Source organism: Spiroplasma endosymbiont of 'Nebria riversi', assembly GCF_018831625.1.
Taxonomy (GTDB): domain Bacteria; phylum Bacillota_I; class Bacilli_A; order Mycoplasmatales; family Nriv7; genus Nriv7.
Genome location: NZ_CP065193.1, coordinates 1,206,733 through 1,224,603, shown reverse-complemented (window position 1 = coordinate 1,224,603; position 17,871 = coordinate 1,206,733). Strand labels below are relative to the sequence as shown.

At 25.6% G+C, this 17,871-nt stretch carries 29 protein-coding genes and 1 pseudogene; 19 read left to right on the top strand and 11 right to left on the bottom strand.

Annotation, left to right across the window (positions count from 1 at the left end):
• Nucleotides 1-170: 170 nt before the first annotated feature.
• The gene (locus tag I5Q57_RS07920; protein ID WP_215826024.1) at nucleotides 171-500 is read right to left on the bottom strand and encodes a hypothetical protein; all 330 of its coding nucleotides are present in this window, start codon (nucleotides 498-500) and stop codon (nucleotides 171-173) included.
• 302 nt (nucleotides 501-802) lie between these two features.
• Between I5Q57_RS07920 and I5Q57_RS10160 the strand changes: the two are divergent.
• From I5Q57_RS10160 to I5Q57_RS07865, 11 genes and pseudogenes are all read left to right on the top strand, one after another.
• Nucleotides 803-967, top strand: a pseudogene (locus I5Q57_RS10160) (IS256 family transposase); the annotation flags it as partial.
• Nucleotides 968-1,345: 378 nt separating this feature from the next.
• Nucleotides 1,346-1,996: a transposase gene (locus tag I5Q57_RS07910; RefSeq protein ID WP_215826022.1), complete on the top strand. Its 651-nt coding sequence runs from the start codon at nucleotides 1,346-1,348 to the stop codon at nucleotides 1,994-1,996.
• Nucleotides 1,997-2,359: 363 nt separating this feature from the next.
• Nucleotides 2,360-2,530 (top strand): 30S ribosomal protein S21, encoded by a 171-nt coding sequence (gene rpsU, locus I5Q57_RS07905; protein ID WP_215826021.1) that lies wholly within the window; start codon nucleotides 2,360-2,362, stop codon nucleotides 2,528-2,530.
• 72 nt (nucleotides 2,531-2,602) lie between these two features.
• Entirely contained in the window at nucleotides 2,603-2,944 is a 342-nt protein-coding gene (locus tag I5Q57_RS07900; protein ID WP_215826020.1) for a cysteine peptidase family C39 domain-containing protein, read from the top strand.
• Between the two features lie 42 nt (nucleotides 2,945-2,986).
• Nucleotides 2,987-3,520 (top strand): hypothetical protein, encoded by a 534-nt coding sequence (locus I5Q57_RS07895; protein ID WP_215826019.1) that lies wholly within the window; start codon nucleotides 2,987-2,989, stop codon nucleotides 3,518-3,520.
• On the top strand, nucleotides 3,466-4,113 hold the full coding sequence (locus I5Q57_RS07890) for an ATP-binding cassette domain-containing protein (protein WP_215826018.1): 648 nt from the start codon (nucleotides 3,466-3,468) through the stop codon (nucleotides 4,111-4,113). The genes I5Q57_RS07895 and I5Q57_RS07890 overlap by 55 nt, the downstream gene beginning before the upstream one ends.
• On the top strand, nucleotides 4,046-4,264 hold the full coding sequence (locus tag I5Q57_RS09955; RefSeq protein ID WP_369806544.1) for an ATP-binding cassette domain-containing protein: 219 nt from the start codon (nucleotides 4,046-4,048) through the stop codon (nucleotides 4,262-4,264). The genes I5Q57_RS07890 and I5Q57_RS09955 overlap by 68 nt, the downstream gene beginning before the upstream one ends.
• Before the next feature lie 523 nt (nucleotides 4,265-4,787).
• Entirely contained in the window at nucleotides 4,788-4,934 is a 147-nt protein-coding gene (locus I5Q57_RS07880; RefSeq protein ID WP_215826016.1) for a hypothetical protein, read from the top strand.
• On the top strand, nucleotides 4,935-5,165 hold the full coding sequence (locus tag I5Q57_RS07875; protein ID WP_215826015.1) for a hypothetical protein: 231 nt from the start codon (nucleotides 4,935-4,937) through the stop codon (nucleotides 5,163-5,165).
• A 251-nt stretch (nucleotides 5,166-5,416) separates the two neighbouring features.
• Complete coding sequence (locus I5Q57_RS07870; protein ID WP_215826014.1) at nucleotides 5,417-5,662, top strand: hypothetical protein; 246 nt, start codon at nucleotides 5,417-5,419, stop codon at nucleotides 5,660-5,662.
• Between the two features lie 87 nt (nucleotides 5,663-5,749).
• Nucleotides 5,750-6,193 (top strand): hypothetical protein, encoded by a 444-nt coding sequence (locus tag I5Q57_RS07865; RefSeq protein WP_215826013.1) that lies wholly within the window; start codon nucleotides 5,750-5,752, stop codon nucleotides 6,191-6,193.
• A 403-nt stretch (nucleotides 6,194-6,596) separates the two neighbouring features.
• On the opposite strand, the gene I5Q57_RS07860 is transcribed toward I5Q57_RS07865, so the two are convergent.
• The 10 genes from I5Q57_RS07860 to I5Q57_RS07815 all read right to left on the bottom strand — a co-directional run bounded on the left by I5Q57_RS07860 (nucleotide 6,597) and on the right by I5Q57_RS07815 (nucleotide 12,887).
• Nucleotides 6,597-7,025 carry a hypothetical protein gene (locus tag I5Q57_RS07860; protein WP_215826012.1) on the bottom strand — a complete coding sequence of 143 codons (429 nt, stop codon included), beginning with the start codon at nucleotides 7,023-7,025 and terminating at the stop codon, nucleotides 6,597-6,599.
• Nucleotides 7,026-7,130: 105 nt separating this feature from the next.
• Nucleotides 7,131-7,328: a hypothetical protein gene (locus I5Q57_RS07855; protein ID WP_215826011.1), complete on the bottom strand. Its 198-nt coding sequence runs from the start codon at nucleotides 7,326-7,328 to the stop codon at nucleotides 7,131-7,133.
• A 124-nt stretch (nucleotides 7,329-7,452) separates the two neighbouring features.
• Nucleotides 7,453-9,309 carry a hypothetical protein gene (locus tag I5Q57_RS07850; protein WP_215826010.1) on the bottom strand — a complete coding sequence of 619 codons (1,857 nt, stop codon included), beginning with the start codon at nucleotides 9,307-9,309 and terminating at the stop codon, nucleotides 7,453-7,455.
• Nucleotides 9,310-9,574: 265 nt separating this feature from the next.
• Entirely contained in the window at nucleotides 9,575-9,967 is a 393-nt protein-coding gene (locus tag I5Q57_RS07845) for a hypothetical protein (protein WP_215826009.1), read from the bottom strand.
• Between the two features lie 21 nt (nucleotides 9,968-9,988).
• Nucleotides 9,989-10,237, bottom strand: a complete 249-nt coding sequence (locus I5Q57_RS07840) for a hypothetical protein (protein ID WP_215826008.1) — start codon at nucleotides 10,235-10,237, stop codon at nucleotides 9,989-9,991.
• A 2-nt stretch (nucleotides 10,238-10,239) separates the two neighbouring features.
• Complete coding sequence (locus I5Q57_RS07835; protein WP_215826007.1) at nucleotides 10,240-10,524, bottom strand: hypothetical protein; 285 nt, start codon at nucleotides 10,522-10,524, stop codon at nucleotides 10,240-10,242.
• 6 nt (nucleotides 10,525-10,530) lie between these two features.
• Nucleotides 10,531-11,505 carry a hypothetical protein gene (locus I5Q57_RS07830; protein ID WP_215826006.1) on the bottom strand — a complete coding sequence of 325 codons (975 nt, stop codon included), beginning with the start codon at nucleotides 11,503-11,505 and terminating at the stop codon, nucleotides 10,531-10,533.
• A 58-nt stretch (nucleotides 11,506-11,563) separates the two neighbouring features.
• Nucleotides 11,564-11,776 carry a hypothetical protein gene (locus I5Q57_RS07825; protein WP_215826005.1) on the bottom strand — a complete coding sequence of 71 codons (213 nt, stop codon included), beginning with the start codon at nucleotides 11,774-11,776 and terminating at the stop codon, nucleotides 11,564-11,566.
• Nucleotides 11,777-12,336: 560 nt separating this feature from the next.
• Entirely contained in the window at nucleotides 12,337-12,558 is a 222-nt protein-coding gene (locus tag I5Q57_RS07820; RefSeq protein WP_215826004.1) for a hypothetical protein, read from the bottom strand.
• A gap of 2 nt (nucleotides 12,559-12,560) precedes the next feature.
• On the bottom strand, nucleotides 12,561-12,887 hold the full coding sequence (locus I5Q57_RS07815; protein WP_215826003.1) for a hypothetical protein: 327 nt from the start codon (nucleotides 12,885-12,887) through the stop codon (nucleotides 12,561-12,563).
• Nucleotides 12,888-13,479: 592 nt separating this feature from the next.
• Here I5Q57_RS07815 and I5Q57_RS09765 point away from each other — a divergent pair.
• From I5Q57_RS09765 to I5Q57_RS07780, 8 genes are all read left to right on the top strand, one after another.
• Nucleotides 13,480-13,614 carry a hypothetical protein gene (locus I5Q57_RS09765; protein ID WP_256444888.1) on the top strand — a complete coding sequence of 45 codons (135 nt, stop codon included), beginning with the start codon at nucleotides 13,480-13,482 and terminating at the stop codon, nucleotides 13,612-13,614.
• A gap of 560 nt (nucleotides 13,615-14,174) precedes the next feature.
• Complete coding sequence (locus I5Q57_RS07810) at nucleotides 14,175-14,420, top strand: hypothetical protein (protein WP_215826002.1); 246 nt, start codon at nucleotides 14,175-14,177, stop codon at nucleotides 14,418-14,420.
• A gap of 24 nt (nucleotides 14,421-14,444) precedes the next feature.
• Nucleotides 14,445-15,419: a hypothetical protein gene (locus tag I5Q57_RS07805; protein WP_215826001.1), complete on the top strand. Its 975-nt coding sequence runs from the start codon at nucleotides 14,445-14,447 to the stop codon at nucleotides 15,417-15,419.
• Nucleotides 15,420-15,425: 6 nt separating this feature from the next.
• Complete coding sequence (locus tag I5Q57_RS07800) at nucleotides 15,426-15,650, top strand: hypothetical protein (protein ID WP_215826000.1); 225 nt, start codon at nucleotides 15,426-15,428, stop codon at nucleotides 15,648-15,650.
• Nucleotides 15,651-15,712: 62 nt separating this feature from the next.
• Nucleotides 15,713-15,961: a hypothetical protein gene (locus tag I5Q57_RS07795; protein WP_215825999.1), complete on the top strand. Its 249-nt coding sequence runs from the start codon at nucleotides 15,713-15,715 to the stop codon at nucleotides 15,959-15,961.
• A 3-nt stretch (nucleotides 15,962-15,964) separates the two neighbouring features.
• Entirely contained in the window at nucleotides 15,965-16,108 is a 144-nt protein-coding gene (locus tag I5Q57_RS07790; protein WP_215825981.1) for a hypothetical protein, read from the top strand.
• A gap of 84 nt (nucleotides 16,109-16,192) precedes the next feature.
• The gene (locus tag I5Q57_RS07785) at nucleotides 16,193-16,585 is read left to right on the top strand and encodes a hypothetical protein (protein WP_215825998.1); all 393 of its coding nucleotides are present in this window, start codon (nucleotides 16,193-16,195) and stop codon (nucleotides 16,583-16,585) included.
• Nucleotides 16,586-16,850: 265 nt separating this feature from the next.
• Nucleotides 16,851-17,708, top strand: a complete 858-nt coding sequence (locus tag I5Q57_RS07780; RefSeq protein WP_215825997.1) for a hypothetical protein — start codon at nucleotides 16,851-16,853, stop codon at nucleotides 17,706-17,708.
• The last annotated feature ends 163 nt before the right edge of the window (nucleotides 17,709-17,871 follow it).

Sequence of the window (17,871 nt, the reverse complement as noted above, 5' to 3'; positions counted from 1 at the left end):
TTTCATTTCTAAAACTCCAAAACTATTTTTTTACTACACCAAATCAAAAAAATTGCAATAACTTAGTTAAATAACTCAACTCATCCATAACTAGCGGGCGGAGCATACGCTTTCCGCACCGCTTCACCACCATAAACATCAACCAAGATATTTTTTAATTACCTTAATCTTTAAAATGAATTTTTAAAATAATTAAAACTTACATCCTTTTTATCGTTCTCTTTTTCCGAAATAAAAAAATTTAATAATTCTTGTCCTCCAATTAAATTTGTTTCTCGGTCTGTTCGATTAATCGATACTACTCTATAATCACTATCTTTAATTATTCCAATACAAATAGAATTTTCATATTTACCCTTATAAACAAACCGCTTTGAAAATCAAATACCAATAGGTTGATTAAATCACGGAATTTCTGGTGCTTTAATAAGTACTGCACTTTGCGTTTCTTTTAAAAGATATTTTTTAGTATTTAAAAAAATATTTTCAATATTTCGCATACACATACCTTCCTTACAAATATATTTAGTTATATTAAACTAAGTTATATTAAACTAAGTTATATTAAACTAAGTTAAATATTTATTTTTTTAAACATTTATGTTTAACAAAATTTGTTAGTAAACTTCGTTTACTAATTAACTTAGTTTATTACTATAAAGGCACAAAAAAATACAAGGCATAACTAAAAATAATAAATATTAATTTAGCCTTATATTTTTTGCAATAAATAAATGAGCTCGTATTTATTTATTAATTAACAGCAAGTTTGTAGAAACCGAAATCTTGTCATATGTATATGGTTTCTACAAATAAAAAGATTTTTCCTAATGACGCATCAGTTTTTAAAATATTTTATTTAGCATTTCAAAATATGGTTAAGAAATGAACGATGCCAATTCAAAATTGGGGTAGTGCAATTTCACATTTAATGATAAAATTTGAAGACAGAGCAGAGTGAATTTAAGTTAATCACTTAGAGACACAGTTAATTGCACAGTTCCCAATCCCTCCCATTTTACAGTTTAATTATTTTTTAATTCTGCTTTAAAAGATAGTATTTTTATTGGAATAGTAATTGTTTCATTAGCAATTTTAACATGAGTATTTGAGGCAATAAATTCTGTTTTATCAAACGTTTTGTCATTTTTTATTGTAATTTTTAATCTTTTAAGCTCGTTTCATGCTATATGGATGGGTTACAATAAGTTGGACCATATTTATGTGGACTTTCAAATAAAATAAAATTATTAAGAAAGTAGGAAGATAAAAATGGGGAAAAACTCATATTCAAATGAATTTAAAAAACAAATTGTCATGCTTTATCAAAACGGAAAAAGCATTGTTGAAATTATTAAATAATACGAAATTTCAAAATCAGCCGTATATTCGGTGAATTGAAAATTTTAATAATTTTGGGTCATTTAAAGTGCAAGATAATCGCACTGTCGAAGAAAATACCCAATTAAAATTTAAAAAATTATCTGGCAAAATCCAAATCGATGAAACATTTATTAAAGAAATTCATAAAGGAAATTTCAAACATAAAACTGATCCACGAAGAATTCACCTTGACCCATTCGCAACTAATACTAAATGCTGTATTCAAATGGCAGTTGATAATAATAACAATATTTATGTTAAATCCACAAACACCAAACGTTTACAAAAACAATGAGTTATTGAAAATATGAACAAAGAATTAATTAACCAAAATTCAATTATTACTTCTGATATGCAAAAATTATATTTTTTAGTAGCAAAACAAACAAATTCCACTTTATGTGTAACTAAAACAACAATTAATCCTGAAGATAGTTATCGTAACTTAAATAAAATCAGTAAATTAAAATCTAGTCTTAAAGAAGCCTTAATTCATTATCATGGTTTAGGTTTTACTAATATTCAAAATTATTTAAATCTCTGAAAATGAAAATACCAACATAAGGGTTTAACTCCAAACCAACAAACAGTGGTATTATATTTTAATGTATAAAAAATTAAAGTAAAAATAGTAATTTTACATAAAAGCCTTTTAAAATTATCAAGTTGATGATTTTTTTTATTTTATCAAGAGTTTTCTACAAAATTAAAAAATTTTTGTTGTGTAAAAATTCAATAATATGATAAAATGAAAACGAATAAAAATGACAATAACAAGAAAGGCAGGGTTAGTTTAGTAATTAAATAATATAATTAGCTGATTGTTTTACTTCTTCAAAGTAATACCTAATAAAACTAAACGCGACCCTATTTATTAAATCATTTGCATTTTATAGCAAAAAAAATTATAATTATAGGGTCTAGCTATAAAATATTCATATATAAAAAAATATAGGAAAATGGAGTTAAAAATTAAATGGCCACAGTTGTTGTAAAAAAGGATGGAGAAGATATTGATCAAGCTTTACGCAGATTTAAAAAAGCTGCTTCTCCAATTAAAAGAGAATTAGAAAAGCGTAAACACTTCCTTTCTCCCAGAGAAAAACGTTTATTTAAAAAAGCACAAAATCGTAAATTTTCTCGTTAATTATTAACGAGATTTTTTTATGTTTTACAAGGAAAAAAATATTAGATAAGTAAAAGTAGTAATGGGGATTAAATGTTGTATCCATTAATATGACAAGAGCAAAAAAATGATTGTGCTGTTGCTTGTTTAGCAATGTTAATTACGTATTATCGCAAGAAACAAATTTCATTAGAAACTTTAAAACAAGAAGCATCATTTCAATGAAAATATTGAAGTATTAAAACATTGAAAGCGGTAGCCTATTCACAGGGAGTGTTATTAACGCCATATCATTGTAATTTTGAGCAACTTCAAAAGTTATCGTTAAAAACGCCTTGAATTTTATATGTTAATAATGACAATGGTGAAGATCATTTTATTGTTGTTTATAAAAAACATCGAAAAAAATTTTTAATTGCTATGATCAGCAATTAAAAATTACAATGAGTAACAAATGAATATTTACAAAATATTTATTTGGATACTTTAATTATTAGTGCTAAAACAATAATCCTTGCTAGTAAACAAAAAAATCTTGTTACTTGTTCATTATTTTATTTATTACAACCATATTTAATGGTAATTTCGGGACTATTGGTTATTAATTTATTATTAATGGTAATTAATTTTTTAGCAAATATGTTAGTAAAGGTATTTGTTAATAGTCGTCATCTTTTTATTTTAAATAATATTTGATTAAAGATTTTATTAGGTTTTATAATTATTATTTTAATGAAAATGATTGTTAGTTTTTGTCAACAAAAAATAATTTTAATGTTAACTCATAATTTTATTACTAATATGACACATCGATATTATTTTGCTATTAGTGAAAGTAATTTTATAATAATGGAACAATATCAAGATAGTGATTGATTGCAAAGAGTTGAGGATTTAACTATTGTTTGTATTTTATTAACAACAAAGTTATTACCCAAGGTATTCCTATTTTTATTATGGCAATTATTAGTGCTATATTGTTATTTTTTATTCATTGATGATTTTTACTAGCCATTGGATTGCAGTCATTAATTTTGTTATGTATTAATTTGTTATTTCATAATTTTTGTTATCATCAAAAAATTAAACAAAAACAAGAAACGATTTTTCATTATCAACAATATTTACAACTAATTCAATCAGCAACGCAAAGAATAGGCTGTGATATTAATGATGTTGTTTTATTTAAAATTCAACAAAGTTATGACCAATTACAAAAAACTAGTATTAGTTTATCTAATGCTGAAGTTAAAGTTAACCACTATGAACAGTTGATTATTAGTCTTTGTAATTTATTAATATTATATTTAGCAAGTAACTTACTTGCTAGTAATATGATATCTTTAGGACAAATAATATTTGCTAGTTCATTAACAGGCTATGTAACAAACTTTTTTCAAGAAATTGGTCAGCTAATTATTACGAGAAAAAAACTGAAACAAGCGATTAATCGTGTAAAACCGCTGTTATTTTTTAAAAAGGAAATTAAGCATAATTCTTTGTGCGAAGCAACTATTTCAACGATCTCATTGCAAAATGTGTCTTTTAAATATTGTGATCAAATTATTTTTCAAAAAATTAATTATCAATTTAAAAAAAACTAATTTTATTAGTGGCGTTTCTGGTAGTGGAAAATCTACTTTATTAAAACTTATTGGTGGAATGTATGATAACTATCAAGGAATTATTTTGTTAAATAATCAAGATATGCGATTTCTTGCTCATAATGAAATTATTTCCCTCGTTTCCTATTAATGATGCTAGCAATTTAAGTTCTAGTCAACGACAGGGCGTATAACAAAGATGTAGAAAAATAAGAAAAAGACGATAATTATCGTCTTTTTTGTTCTTTTGTAAAAAAAATATGCACTTCGTATAAATATTGGAGGTTGGTTTATATTATGTGTGTAAGATAACCATTTTAGACCAGCAAGAATACGCCTTCCTTTTAAAAATTATTTTTAAGAGGAAGTGGGTATTTTAATTAATAAAATTAAACCAACTTTATTAACTTGTTCGAACAAAAAATTAAATTCTATCTAAAAATTGTGTTGTAAATATGAGAACACTTTTTAGGTGTGCCTAAAAATGCTTTTTGATAATTTCGAGCATTTCTCGCACCTAGTTAGCTAACATAACTTAGTTAACATAAGAGAGATAACATAGATTTCTTAGATAGTTAACTATGTTAGCTAACTAGGAAATTGAATATATGGGGGGCTATATATTATCTTTTTACAAAAAATAAAAAATTATTGATATGAGGAGTTAATAAATAATGACTAACTTAAAAAATTTATTTTTAAATAAAAAATATATTGTTGCTGAAACAACAAATTTGATTTTACTATCAATTACCAATAGTGGCGGTGGTTCTTGAGTTCCTCGAAAACTAGTATATCCATCAATTAAATATGCAAATTAGATGGTGCTTGGTATTTTTACAGAAAATGATTATGAAGTTATTAATTATGATGCCAACGGTGCACAGAAAATCACAACCATTAAGGGGCAAGAAATTATTAATTTGTATGAAGAAGTTAAAATTAAAAATCAACAAAACTTTTTAGAAAATATTAAAAAATCTGAAGCTGATAAAGATATTAATTTTAATTATATTATTCCCGAATGACTAAAAGAAACTGATTTAAATTAGATTAAATCTTGAACAAGTACGAAATGGCTAAAAAATATTGTTATGTTATATATTCTTGCGAAACCAATGAGTTAGTCGGTGTTTATGATAGTGTTGCTGAAATTGTAGAACGCTATTATGGGTTTTCGCGTAATGATCTTAATTTTAAAAGAAAAGTACACTCATTATAAACTGTAATTTATTACAAGAAAAAAGCCATTCGTCCGCGGAAATGAATTATTTATAAAGAAATAATTGAGGAAGATTAATTAATGGAAAACAAACATTTTTATTGACTTAAAGCGTTACGCCAAAAATATTCTTATAAAGAATTAATTACAGCGTTAAAAGCAATTAATTGTCAATTGAAAGAAAAATCATTGCAATGTGAGTTTAAAAGAATAGAAAATTATTGTAAGCGAAAAACTAAAAAAACTTATGATTATCAAAATTGCTGTGTGCCACAAGAAAAATGTACTCATTTTCTTTGCTGACAACACATAAGGAGAAAAATATAATATGTCTAAATCTTTATTCAGGGAGTGATTCATCGATTCCGATTACTCAACAAAAAATGTTGTTGTCATAAGGTAAGTATTTAGTTTATGAATTATATAATTGGTATCGACCTCGCAGTAATCGGTTCTATTGGTATTGTTGTTTGGGATTTTGAAAATTCATGCATTGAATTTAACGAAACAATAATTTCTGAAAGCGTTGAACAAGCAATTTTTAAAATTAAAAAATTATTTGATAATTTTAAAAGAATAGAAAATTTTAAGCCAGTGTTTATTATTGAAAATTTTTTCTTAACTAAAGGTAGAACGATTGCCAATCCTTTAGCAACCTCAGAACTTATTGGAGCAATAAGCATTATTTTAAGGTTTAAATATCATTGGCACTTTATTAGACAAGAGCCTTCTAAAAAGAAAGGATTTTTTTACAAAGGAAAATTAAAACTTACCAAACACGAGCACGATGCGTGAAAGCATATTCAATACTTTTTGGGTAATGAGGTAAAACAAAATTTTAAAAGCACTAAAAACTAAAAAATAAAATGAAGTAATTGACTATGTTAATTTTGTAAATTTGATAGTTATTTTAAAAGATATTCCCAAAATCACATTTTAATTTTGTCAAAAACTCTTGATAAAATAAAAAAAATCATTAACTTGATAATTTTAAAAGGCTTTTATGTAAAATTACTATTTTTACTTTAATTTTTTATACATTAAAATATAATACCGCTGTTTGTTGGTTTGGAGTTAAACCCTTATGTTGGTATTTTCATTTCCAGAGATTTAAATAATTTTGAATATTAGTAAAACCTAAACCATGATAATGAATTAAGGCTTCTTTAAGACTAGATTGTAATTTACTGATTTTATTTAAGTTACGATAACTAGCTCCAGGATTAATTGTTGTTTTAGTTACACATAAAGTAGAATTTGTTTATTTTGCTACTAAAAAATATAATTTTTGCATATCAGAAGTAATAATTGAATTTTGGTTAATTAATTCTTTGTTCATATTTTCAATAACTCATTGTTTTTGTAAACGTTTGGTGTTTGTGGATTTAACATAAATATTGTTATTATTATCAACCGCCATTTGAATACAGCATTTAGTATTAGTTGCGAATGGGTCAAGGTGAATTCTTCGTGGATCAGTTTTATGTTTGAAATTTCCTTTATGAATTTCTTTAATAAATGTTTCATCGATTTGGATTTTACCAGATAATTTTTTAAATTTTAATTGGGTATTTTCTAATTGTTTTGATTTCATTAATTTTTGACGATTATATCAAGCAGTTTTTAATGTAGTTTTAATAAAACGAGAAATTGTTTTACTAGATTGCCCCAGCAATGAAATTTGAATCAATAAATTTCATTGTTCATAATTTAAATGACTTCAATAAATAAAATGATTACGAAAAGCGTCAAAACTTGCACGGCAATTTTTACATAAATATTTTTGTTTTCCTTCTTAATTATGTCCATTTTTAACGCAATGGTAAGATTCCCGTTTAGGGAATTTAATACCTTGTGCTCTAAATTTTTGATCAATTTCATTTAAACGTTTTTGTTTTTTTATTAATTCTGCTTGTTGTTTGACTTTTTCATAAAATTCTAAAAATTGATCATCTGTTAAAGTATTTACTAGTTCTTGAATTATTTTTTCCATAATTATTATCCACCTCTATCATATTAAAAATATACCTAAAATTAGGTATATTCAATAAATATCAAGAGTCTTCTATAAAATTAAAACTTTATTTTATTTTTTCAATATATATACATATATATAATTATACAAAAATTCTTAATATCATTAGAAAAATGGCAAAACCGATTAAAAATTGAAATGTGTAATAAAAAGCTGGTACTGTTTTAAAAACTGGAAAAATAGCAGTTGAAAAGTTAACTGTTGCTTTTGCAATAATTGCTAGCGGTCGTAAAATGGTAATGACTTGTGAAGCGGTCAGCATTCAATTTAGCATTTTAATACTAGCATTTTGAATTGCACAACCAATATCATTAAATGTTGGTATTCATCGCCCTGAATATTTGCCATTTGCCGGCGGAATTAAGTCGTCTCATTCACTGTTATTTGAACCATCAGGAATAAACGCTGTGAAATTTAAAACATTAAAGTCATAAATTTTAAAATTGTAGTTATAGGTATTACCTTTGTGATAAAGTGGAAAAGTTAAGGTAAAAATATTAATACCATAACGAATATCAATGTCAGTATTGAGATAATTAATACTGTTAGCGGTTTTTTTGGTTGGTACGGCAATGAGTTTGTTATCATAAGATTTAAGGACATTAAATTCAATTTGATAGATACTGTTATTATTTTTAATAGCATTAAAATTATCTTGGTGCGTTTTTTTATCAAAAGTAAAGAAATAACTTCTTAGTAATAATTCCGAATTACCAGTAACATTAATTAAATATTTTTTGGGATAAAAGGTAATTAACGAGCGGTAAAAGAAACCAATTTGAATAAAGTAATCTTTGTTGTAATTATCTACTCCCTTAAAATCAATTTTGGTATGAGTTTTTTTGTCCATATCAAAAGTCGCATAAAATAAACTAGCAAATAAATTACCAAGAATCTCGTAGATTTCGTTAAAAACATTTTTGTAATCGCTATTGTTAATACTAGAAATTTTGTTTTTAAAATAAAGGTAAATGTCGTTCCTTAATTCGGGATCGTAGCGTAAAAAACTAAATTTAACATTGAGATAATTTAAGGTTCCAAAAAGGTACTTAATTAGGTAATAATCGTTAGTGCTTTTGGTGTTATATTTTCAGATCTCAGCCTCACCGTGTAGTAATTGTAAATAATTGTTTCCAGCAATTAGGGTTTTGTTAAATGCCTTAATTTTTAAAATATTCTCATTTACTACATTTTTATCACTAGAAGTTTTATGATAAAAATAGCTCTCATCTTTAAAGCCGTGATTTTTAATGGCGAATTCTTTATAGTAACCTTTTTCTAAAGTGTCAATGAAATTGAATACCGGCGTTCAATAAAGATAAGAATAATTAAATTTGTCAAAATCACCACGGTGAATCATTAAATAGTCAAGATTATCAATGATATCTGTATAGTTATGGGTTCCATCAAATCTGGTGGTTGCTTCTGGTAAATCAATATCAGTTGTCGGTTTGGTTTGTGTTTCTGCTTTAAAAGATAATATTTTTATTGGAGTAGCAATTGTTTCATTAGCAATTTTAACATGAATATTTGAGGCAATAAATTCTGTTTTATCAAACATTTTGTCATTTTTTATTGTAATTTTTAATCTTTTAAGCTCGTTTCATACTATATCATTTTTCTCAAAATGTAAACTTTTTAAACCACAATTAGGTCTTCAATTTTCTTCGCAACTACTAGTTCCATCATATTTTAATCACTTTGGAACATTAATAATTTCTTCTTTTTTGGTGTTATAAAAATCTATTTCATATTTATCGTTATAGTTATATGTAATTTGAATTTTAACATTTGATAAATTTAACACATAAGTTTTTTCACTTTCTCTTTTATTTCTAATTAGTGATTGTACTGTTGTTTTGTCATTGTTAATGTTTTGAGGAGTGATAAAAATGTTATTGAAACTAATAATTAACATGGTAAATATTTTCATAAACATTTTTATCACTCCTTTTTAAAATATTTTATTTTTTATTATTCTTTTAGCTTTGATTTTTTCAATAAGTCACTCAACGCTACAGTTCATAATTATCGCTATTGTAATGTATATATCTAAATAACCTATTATCATAAGTGAAATTAATGCTTCAAATTTTTCATATAATAATTTCAAATCATTAATTTCCAATTTTAAAAATGGAATGAAAAAGATAGCAATCATAAAAATGTAAGGTAAAATTCTCCATCAATATTTTTTTAAAGAATTAATGAGTTTGTTTGATTTCATTTTTCAAGGCTCTTTTTTCTTTAATTTTTTGAATAATAAAGCGGATTAATTTTTCAAATTTAAGTGCAAAATATATTGCTCCGCCTCATCAAAAAACAAATATTCCTGCCAGAATAATACCACTATTGAACTTGCCGAAGAAATTAACCATTTCTTTATTCATAAAATCATTAAATTCGTAACTTGTTCCAGTTATTCATTTAGTATCTATTACTGTTAATGCACAAATTAATAAGCTTATAAAGATGAAAATGATACTTAATAATACTTTTAACCACTGCTTTTTAAAAGAATTTTTAATTTTTAATTTTAATGGCATTTTTTCTTTTGAATTATCTTTTTTAAATAATTTTCCTAAAAGTTTTTTCATTTTAATTCTCCTTTCATATTTTTATCGTCCTTTAATCACAATAAATAAAGCAATAAGTACAGAAGCGACACCAAGAATGGTAAAGATTGGATGTTGCGAAAATGTCCGAGCCATTGGTTTAAAAAGCTCTAAAATTGTTAAATTGCTAGTAATAAACTTTTGGAAATTGGTAAGGCCTCCGCTAATATATTTTGTTAAAGTTTCAAAATGACTACCAGCTAATAATCCAAGAACAGTTATTAAGATAAAAATAATAATTAGTTTAAACATTGTTAGTTACCTTGTTTTGTTTTTATTGGTTTTATTTGTTTTTTAGCTTTTCCTCACGCACTTAAATGCCCCTTATTTTTAACAGCATATTGGCGTTGTTTTTCTAAATTAACTTGTTGACTACCAAATCCAAGAATAATTGCCATAAGAAATTCTACAGCCCGCGTTAAGAATAAAGGAAATATTAGTTGAATATTTGTTCCCGGCACTTCTAAACTTCAAATTAAGTCAAAAACTTTATAAAGCATTTGAGCGAGAAAGTCGGCCATTTTTGCGAGATTTTCCATTTTTTATTATTCCTTTTCTTTCGTTTTTCTTAAAAATTTGCTAAATTTATCAATTTTTAAGTATTCTAAGTCAATTGCTGTGTCAGCATAGTATTTATATTCATAGTCAGGATTTACTTTTGAATTTAAGTAATCTCTTAAAAATGCTAGGTAAAAAGAATTGTAAGTGTTTAATATTGGTAGAGGGATTTTTAGTTTAAAAAAATAAATATCAAGTTCAGGAATATCACGATATTTAATGCGGCGGCCCTTTTTACTATTTTTAGCATCAATTAAGGTGTTTCGTCAGCGTTCATATTCTTCAATACTCGTAAAGGCGCCATAGATGACTTTTAAGTAGGGACGAAAAATATTAACTGGTTTTTTGCGAATGCCCACAATTACATTATTGGCAATATCACGAACTTTAACTCAAATATGTTTATCTCTTTGACCGCTAGCGAGAACAATATGACCAAAATGGCGTGCGAGAGCGAAATATTCTTGGATACCGGTTTCTTCGTTTTTGGTATTATTTTTTTCTCAATCGGTACCCTCTAAAAATAAATTGGTTTCATCTCATAAAAGTAAGGTTTTGTCTGGTAATACCAGATAATCAAAGTCTAACAAACCCATATGACCTAAACTTAATTTTTGGGTTTCTAGTAATGGAAATGTTGAGGCGATGTGATATTTTTTCTTTTTTAGTAATTTTGATGCGTATACTAGAAAAGCAGTTTTTCCAGCTCCTAATGAACCAATCACAATATTTAATGGTGAATTTTTTAAAAAATTAATAACTTTGTTAATTTGTGTTAAATTACCGATTTTAAAAAGGAAAATTAAAATACAACCTGCTAAAAATAAATAGCTTACAATGTTTTTAAAATAACCGTTGTAAACATATCAAGTTGCTCCCCAATGTCATAAAATTAAAAATGAGGTGCGATTTAATTCAATAAAATGGTTATTTTTTTCTATTATTCATTTGCAAAATTTCATCTTGCACCTCACTTTATTTTTTTATTGGCATACTGCTCCAAGTAATTTTTCAAACATTTTAAAACAAATAAAGAATATTGCCAAAATAAATGGAAAAATGAATATTCAGTAATCAAGCAAAGAAGTTACCGACTTGTGGCATATTAACAGCAATAATTTCTCACATTTTAGTAAATGCTGTCATAATTGCATTTCATAATTTAGTCATTGTATCACCAGCTGTTATTTTTTCTGCTGTTGCTGGTGCATCGGCTAAGAAAGTTCCAAACATATAATCACCCCCTTTCTTTTTAAAACATTCATCATTTATATTCAAAGTTTTTCTTAAATTTGTTAAAACCACGATTAACGTTAACACGATTATATTTTTTCCTAATTAATTTTGAATTTCTTTGGGAATGTATCACAATGTAACTTCTTGACATTAATTTTTTCCCTATCTAAATACTGATATGGTTTTTCAAAGTAGCATGAGAATAAATCACACCATAATCGCTGTTAAGAATCAAAAAGCAATGTTTGCTATTAAAAGTCAAAGTGGTGCTTCGGTTAATTTAATTTCTTTACCACCAGTAATATGAGCCGGAATAGTTGTAATTTGAATAAATAAATCTCAGAAAGTTTGTTTAATTTGTTCTCAATTAAATTATTTTAAGTTTATTGTCATTTTTTATCTCCCAAAAATCATTTTTATTGGTAAATACATAATTGAAATTAATGCGAAAATAAAAGTGATGATAATAATTAATCCGGCAATAAACGCAACTTGTGCAGGCATTTTTTCTATCGGAATAAACAATTCTAAGAATTCCATGATAATTTTTCAAAACATTATTTTTTATCCGCGTTATTTTCTTTTGAATTAGGAGCTTTAACTCATTCCTCAAAGCGGGCAATAAATACTTTTTCGTCTTTCGTGAAATTACCAGTATTATTTTTAATGGCATTTTTATATTTAATTCGCATTTTTATTTTGGCATAAATTTTATAAGCAAAATATGCCAATAGCATGATGCTGATAATAATAAATATTAATCCAATCGCAATATTCATTTTTAAACTCCTTTAAAATAGTTATAATTTATATCTTTTTTGTTGTTTTCTTTTTCGGCAATGAAGAAGCTTAATAATTCTTGTCCTTTAATTAATTTGGTTTCATTTTCTTTTTGATTAATTGAAATTATTTGATATTTACTATCCTTGATTATTCCGACACAAATCGAATTTTCATATTTTCCTTTATAAACAAATCGCTTTGGAAACCAAATGCCGATTTGTTCATTAAATCAAGGAATTTTTGGGGCTTTAATAAACATTGCGTTTTGTGTTTCTTTTAAAAGATATTTTTTAGTATTTAAGAAAATGTTTTCAATGTTTTTCATAATAAATTACCTTTCTTATGGATAAACTAAGTTATATTAACTAAGTTAATTAACTTAGTTTTTTAAACACTTAAATATCGCAGATTTAAGTGTTTAACAATCTTTGTTAGTAAATTTTGTTTTTTTATTATTATTAGATAAAGATTTTAATAATTTTAAACTTAGCATACCCCTATAATAGAAATTTCTACACTTTAATGTCCGCATCCTAACCTTGGAACTAATTTAATAGCGTGTATATTTTTAGGAAATCCCCCATTCATTTTTTTATTGCAAAACTAAACAAATTGCTATAGCTAATAGGGTGTTGTCTATTAACTGGTAAACTTCTTTTGGTTATGGCGACCACCCACAATTTATCGTGCTTTAATACAAACCAACATTATTAATTCACTTGTATTTCATTTTCAAAGAACAAATTTTTAACACCTTATAAAATAAAAAGACAATCATTGCTGACTGTCTTAATACTTATTCAAATCTTTACCTACCTAACAAAAATTTATGCGCCCTTGCAATTGGAATAATATTTATTATTATTTGCATCATGCTATTAACATATTTTGCTTATAAAATTTATGCCAAAATAAAAATGCGAATTAAATATAAAAACGCCATTAAAAATAATACTGGTAATTTCACGAAAGACGAAAAAGTATTTATTGCCCGCTTTGAGGAATGAGTTAAAGCTCCTAATTCAAAAGAAAATAACGCGGATAAAAAATAATGTTTTGAAAAATTATCATGGAATTCTTAGAACTGTTTATTCCGATAGAAAAAATGCCTGCACAAGTTGCGTTTATTGCCGGATTAATTATTATCATCACTTTTATTTTCGCATTAATTTCAATTATGTATTTACCAATAAAAATGATTTTTGGGAGATAAAAAATGACAATAAACTTAAAATAATTTAATTGAGAACAAATTAAACAAACTTTCTGAGATTTATTTATTCAAATTACAACTATTCCGGCTCATATTACTGGTGGAAAAGAAATAAATTTAACACAAGAAACACTATGACTTTTAATAGCAAACATTGCTTTTTGATTCTTAATAGCGATTATGGTGTGATTTATTCTAATGCTCCTTTGAAAAACCATATCGGTATTTAGATAGAAACAAAATTAATGTCAAGAAGTTACATTGTGATACATTCCCAAAGAAATTCAAAATTAATTAGGAAAAAATATAATCGTGTTAACGTTAATCGTGGTTTTAACAAATTTAAGAAAAACTTTGAATATAAATGATGAATGTTTTAAAAAGAAAGGGGGTGATTATATGTTTGGAACTTTCTTGGCCAACGCACCTGCAACAGTAGAAAAAATAACAGCTGGTAACACAATGACTAAATTATGAAATGCAATTATAACGGCGTTTACTAAAATGTGAGAAATTATTGCTGTTAATATGCCACAAGTCGGTAACTTCTTTGCTGACTACTGAATCTTTATTTTTCCATTTATTTTGGCAATATTCTTTATTTGCTTTAAAATGTTTGAAAAATTACTTGGAGCAATACGCTAACAAAAAAATAAAGTGAGGTGCAAGATGAAATTTTGCAAATGAATAATAGAAAAAAATAACCATTTTATTGAATTAAATCGCGCCTCATTTTTAATTTTATGACATTGAGGAGCAATTTGATACATTTACAACGGTTATTTTAAAAACATTGTAAGCTATTTATTTTTAGCAGGTTGTATTTTAATTTTTCTTTTTAAAATCGGTAATTTAACACAAATTAACAAAGTTATTAATTTCTTAAAAAATTCACCATTAAATATTGTGATTGGTTCATTAGGAACTGGAAAAACTGCTTTTCTAGTGTACACATCAAAATTACTAAAAAAGAAAAAATATCATATAGCCTCAACCTTTCTATTACTAGAAAGCCAAAAATTAAGTTTAGGTCATATGAGATTATTAGACTTTGATTATCTGGTATTACCAGATAAAACCTTACTTTTGTGAGATGAAACCAATTTATTCTTAGAGGGGACTGATTGAGAAAAAAATAACACCAAAAACGAAGAAACCGGTATTCAAGAATATTTCGCTCTGGCACGCCATTTCGGTCATATTGTGTTAGCTAGTGGCCAAAGAGATAAACATATTTGAGTTAAAGTTCGTGATATTGCCAATAATGTGATTGTGGGCATTCGCAAAAAACCAGTTAATATTTCTCATCCCTACTTAAAAGTCGTCTATGGCACCTTTACGAGTATTGAAGAATATGAACGCTGACGAAACACCTTAATTGATGCTAAAAATAGTAAAAAGGGCCGTCGCATTAAATATCGTGATATTCCTGAACTTGATATTTATTTTTTTAAACTAAAAATCCCTCTACCAATATTAAACACTTACAATTCTTTTTACCTAGCATTTTTAAGAGATTACTTAAATTCAAAAGTAAATCCTGACTATGAATATAAATACTATGCTGACACAGCAATTGACTTAGAATACTTAAAAATGGATAAATTTAGCAAATTTTTAAGAAAAATGAAAGAAAAGGAATAATAAAAAATGGAAAATCTTGCAAAAATGGCCGACTTTCTGGCTCAAACGCTTTATAAGGTTTTTGATTTAATTTGAAGTCTTGAAGTACCCAGAACGAATATTCAATTAATATTTCCTTTATTCTTAACGCTGGCTGTAGAATTTATTATGGCAATTATTCTTGGATTTGGTAGTCAACAAGTTAATTTAGAAAAACAACGCCAATATGCGGTTAAAAATAAAGGGCGGTAAAGTGCGTGAGGAAAAGCTAAAAAACAAATAAAACCAATAAAAACAAAACAAGGTAAATAAAAATGTTTAAACTAATTATTATTTTTATCTTAATAGCTGTTCTTGAACTTTTAGCTGGTAGTCATTTTGAAACTTTAACGAACTATATTAGCGAGGGTCTTGCCAATTTTAAAAATTTTATTACTAGCAATTTAACAATTTTAGAACTTTTTAAACCAATGGCCCGAACATTTTCACAACACCCAATTTTTAACATTCTTGGTTTAACTTGTGTACTTATTGCTTTATTTATTGTGATTAAAGGTAGGTAAAAAATGGAAAAACGAACTAAAAACCAAGAATTAGAAATAGAAAATAACAAATTAAAAATTGCTAATGTCATATTAGAAGATAGTGTTAATAATCTTAAATACATAATAATGGAAAAAAATAAAGAAATTTTAAAACTAGAAAAGTAAAATATTATTCATGTTAATCAAATATCAGACTTAATAATTAAAAATAAAAAATTAAAAATTTTTAAACACGAAAGGAAAATTAAAATGAAAAAACTTTTAGGGAAATTATTCAAAAAAGATAATTCAAAAGAAAAAACACCATTAAGATTAAAAATTAAAAATTCTTTTAAAAAGCAGTGGTTAAAAGTATCATTAAGTATCATTTTCATCTTTATAAGCTTATTAATTTGTGCATTAACAGCAATCGATACTAAATGAATAACTGGAACAAGTAACGAATTTAATAATTTTATGAATAAACAGATGGTTGATTTCTTCGGCAAGTTCAGTAGCGATATTATGCTGGCAGGAATATTTGTTTTTTGATGAGGCGGAGCAATATATTTTGCAATTAAATTTGAAAAATTAGTCCGCTTTATTATTCAGAAAATTAAAGCAAAAAGAGCCTTAAAAAATGAAATCAAAAAAACTCATTAATTCTTTAAAAAAATATTGATGGAAAATTTTACCTTACATTTTTATGATTACTATTTTTTTCATCCCATTTTTAAAATTGGAAATTAATGATTTGAAATTATTATATGAAAAATTTGAAGCATTAATTTCACTTATGATACTAGGATATTTAGATATATGCACTACAATAGCGGCAGTTATAAACTGTATCATTGAATGACTTATTAAAAAAATCAAAACTGAAAGAACAATGAAAAATAAAATATTTTAAAAAGGAGTGATAAAAATGTTTATGAAAATATTTACCGTGCTAACTATTAGTTTCAATAACATTTTTACTATTCCCTCAAACATTAACAATGACAAAACAACAGTACAATCACTAATTAGAAATAAAAGACAAAACAATAAAGTTTATTATTTTGAAATCAGAAACTTAGAAAAAATAAGATTTTTAACGGAAAGGCAAGACCATAACCTTTTAAAAGTTGAGATAACAACAGAAGATAATATAAAAGCAAATATAGATAAACAATTATCAAATTTAAAAAATGTAAAAATTTTTAGTTTAGAGTTTAATGCAGAGCTTGTAAATAACAGAATTAAACAAAAAGACTTTCAAAAAATAACAAATACTTATGGAACAAAAATAGATACTTCGGGTTTAAATTTTTATACCTGAATGATTAAAATACCCAATAAAACAATAAGAATTAAAGCACAAGGAACAGAATTACTAACTTTTGAACATGATAATACTGACAATTACACATTAAATAGTACAAATGATTTTGAAATTGAAACTAAAAAAGAAAGCACTGATATTGAATTACCGACAACAACAACTAATTTTGTCGGTAACTATAAATACAGTGATGTTATTGATAATCTTGACTATTTAATGATTCATCGTGGTGATTTTGACAAATTCAATTACTCTTATCTTTATTGAACACCAGTATTTAATTTCATTGACACCTTAGAAAAAGGTTATTACAAAGAATTTACGATTAAAAATTATGGTTTTAAAAATGAAAGCTATTTTTATCACAAAAATTCAACTATTTTACCAAACTCAGAAATAATCGACCCTACAAATGCAACCAAAATTGAAGTTATAAAAAAAATTAAAAAAAAGACTTAATGAAACAATTAACAATCTTGCTGGTGTAAATAATGCAATTGAAGGCATCGACTATAATACAGAAATTAAAGATAACGATAACAATTACTTAGATGATAGGGCTACTTTTAATTTAACAACAGACAATGTCGCCGACAGAACATTTACCGTTAAATTTATTGCA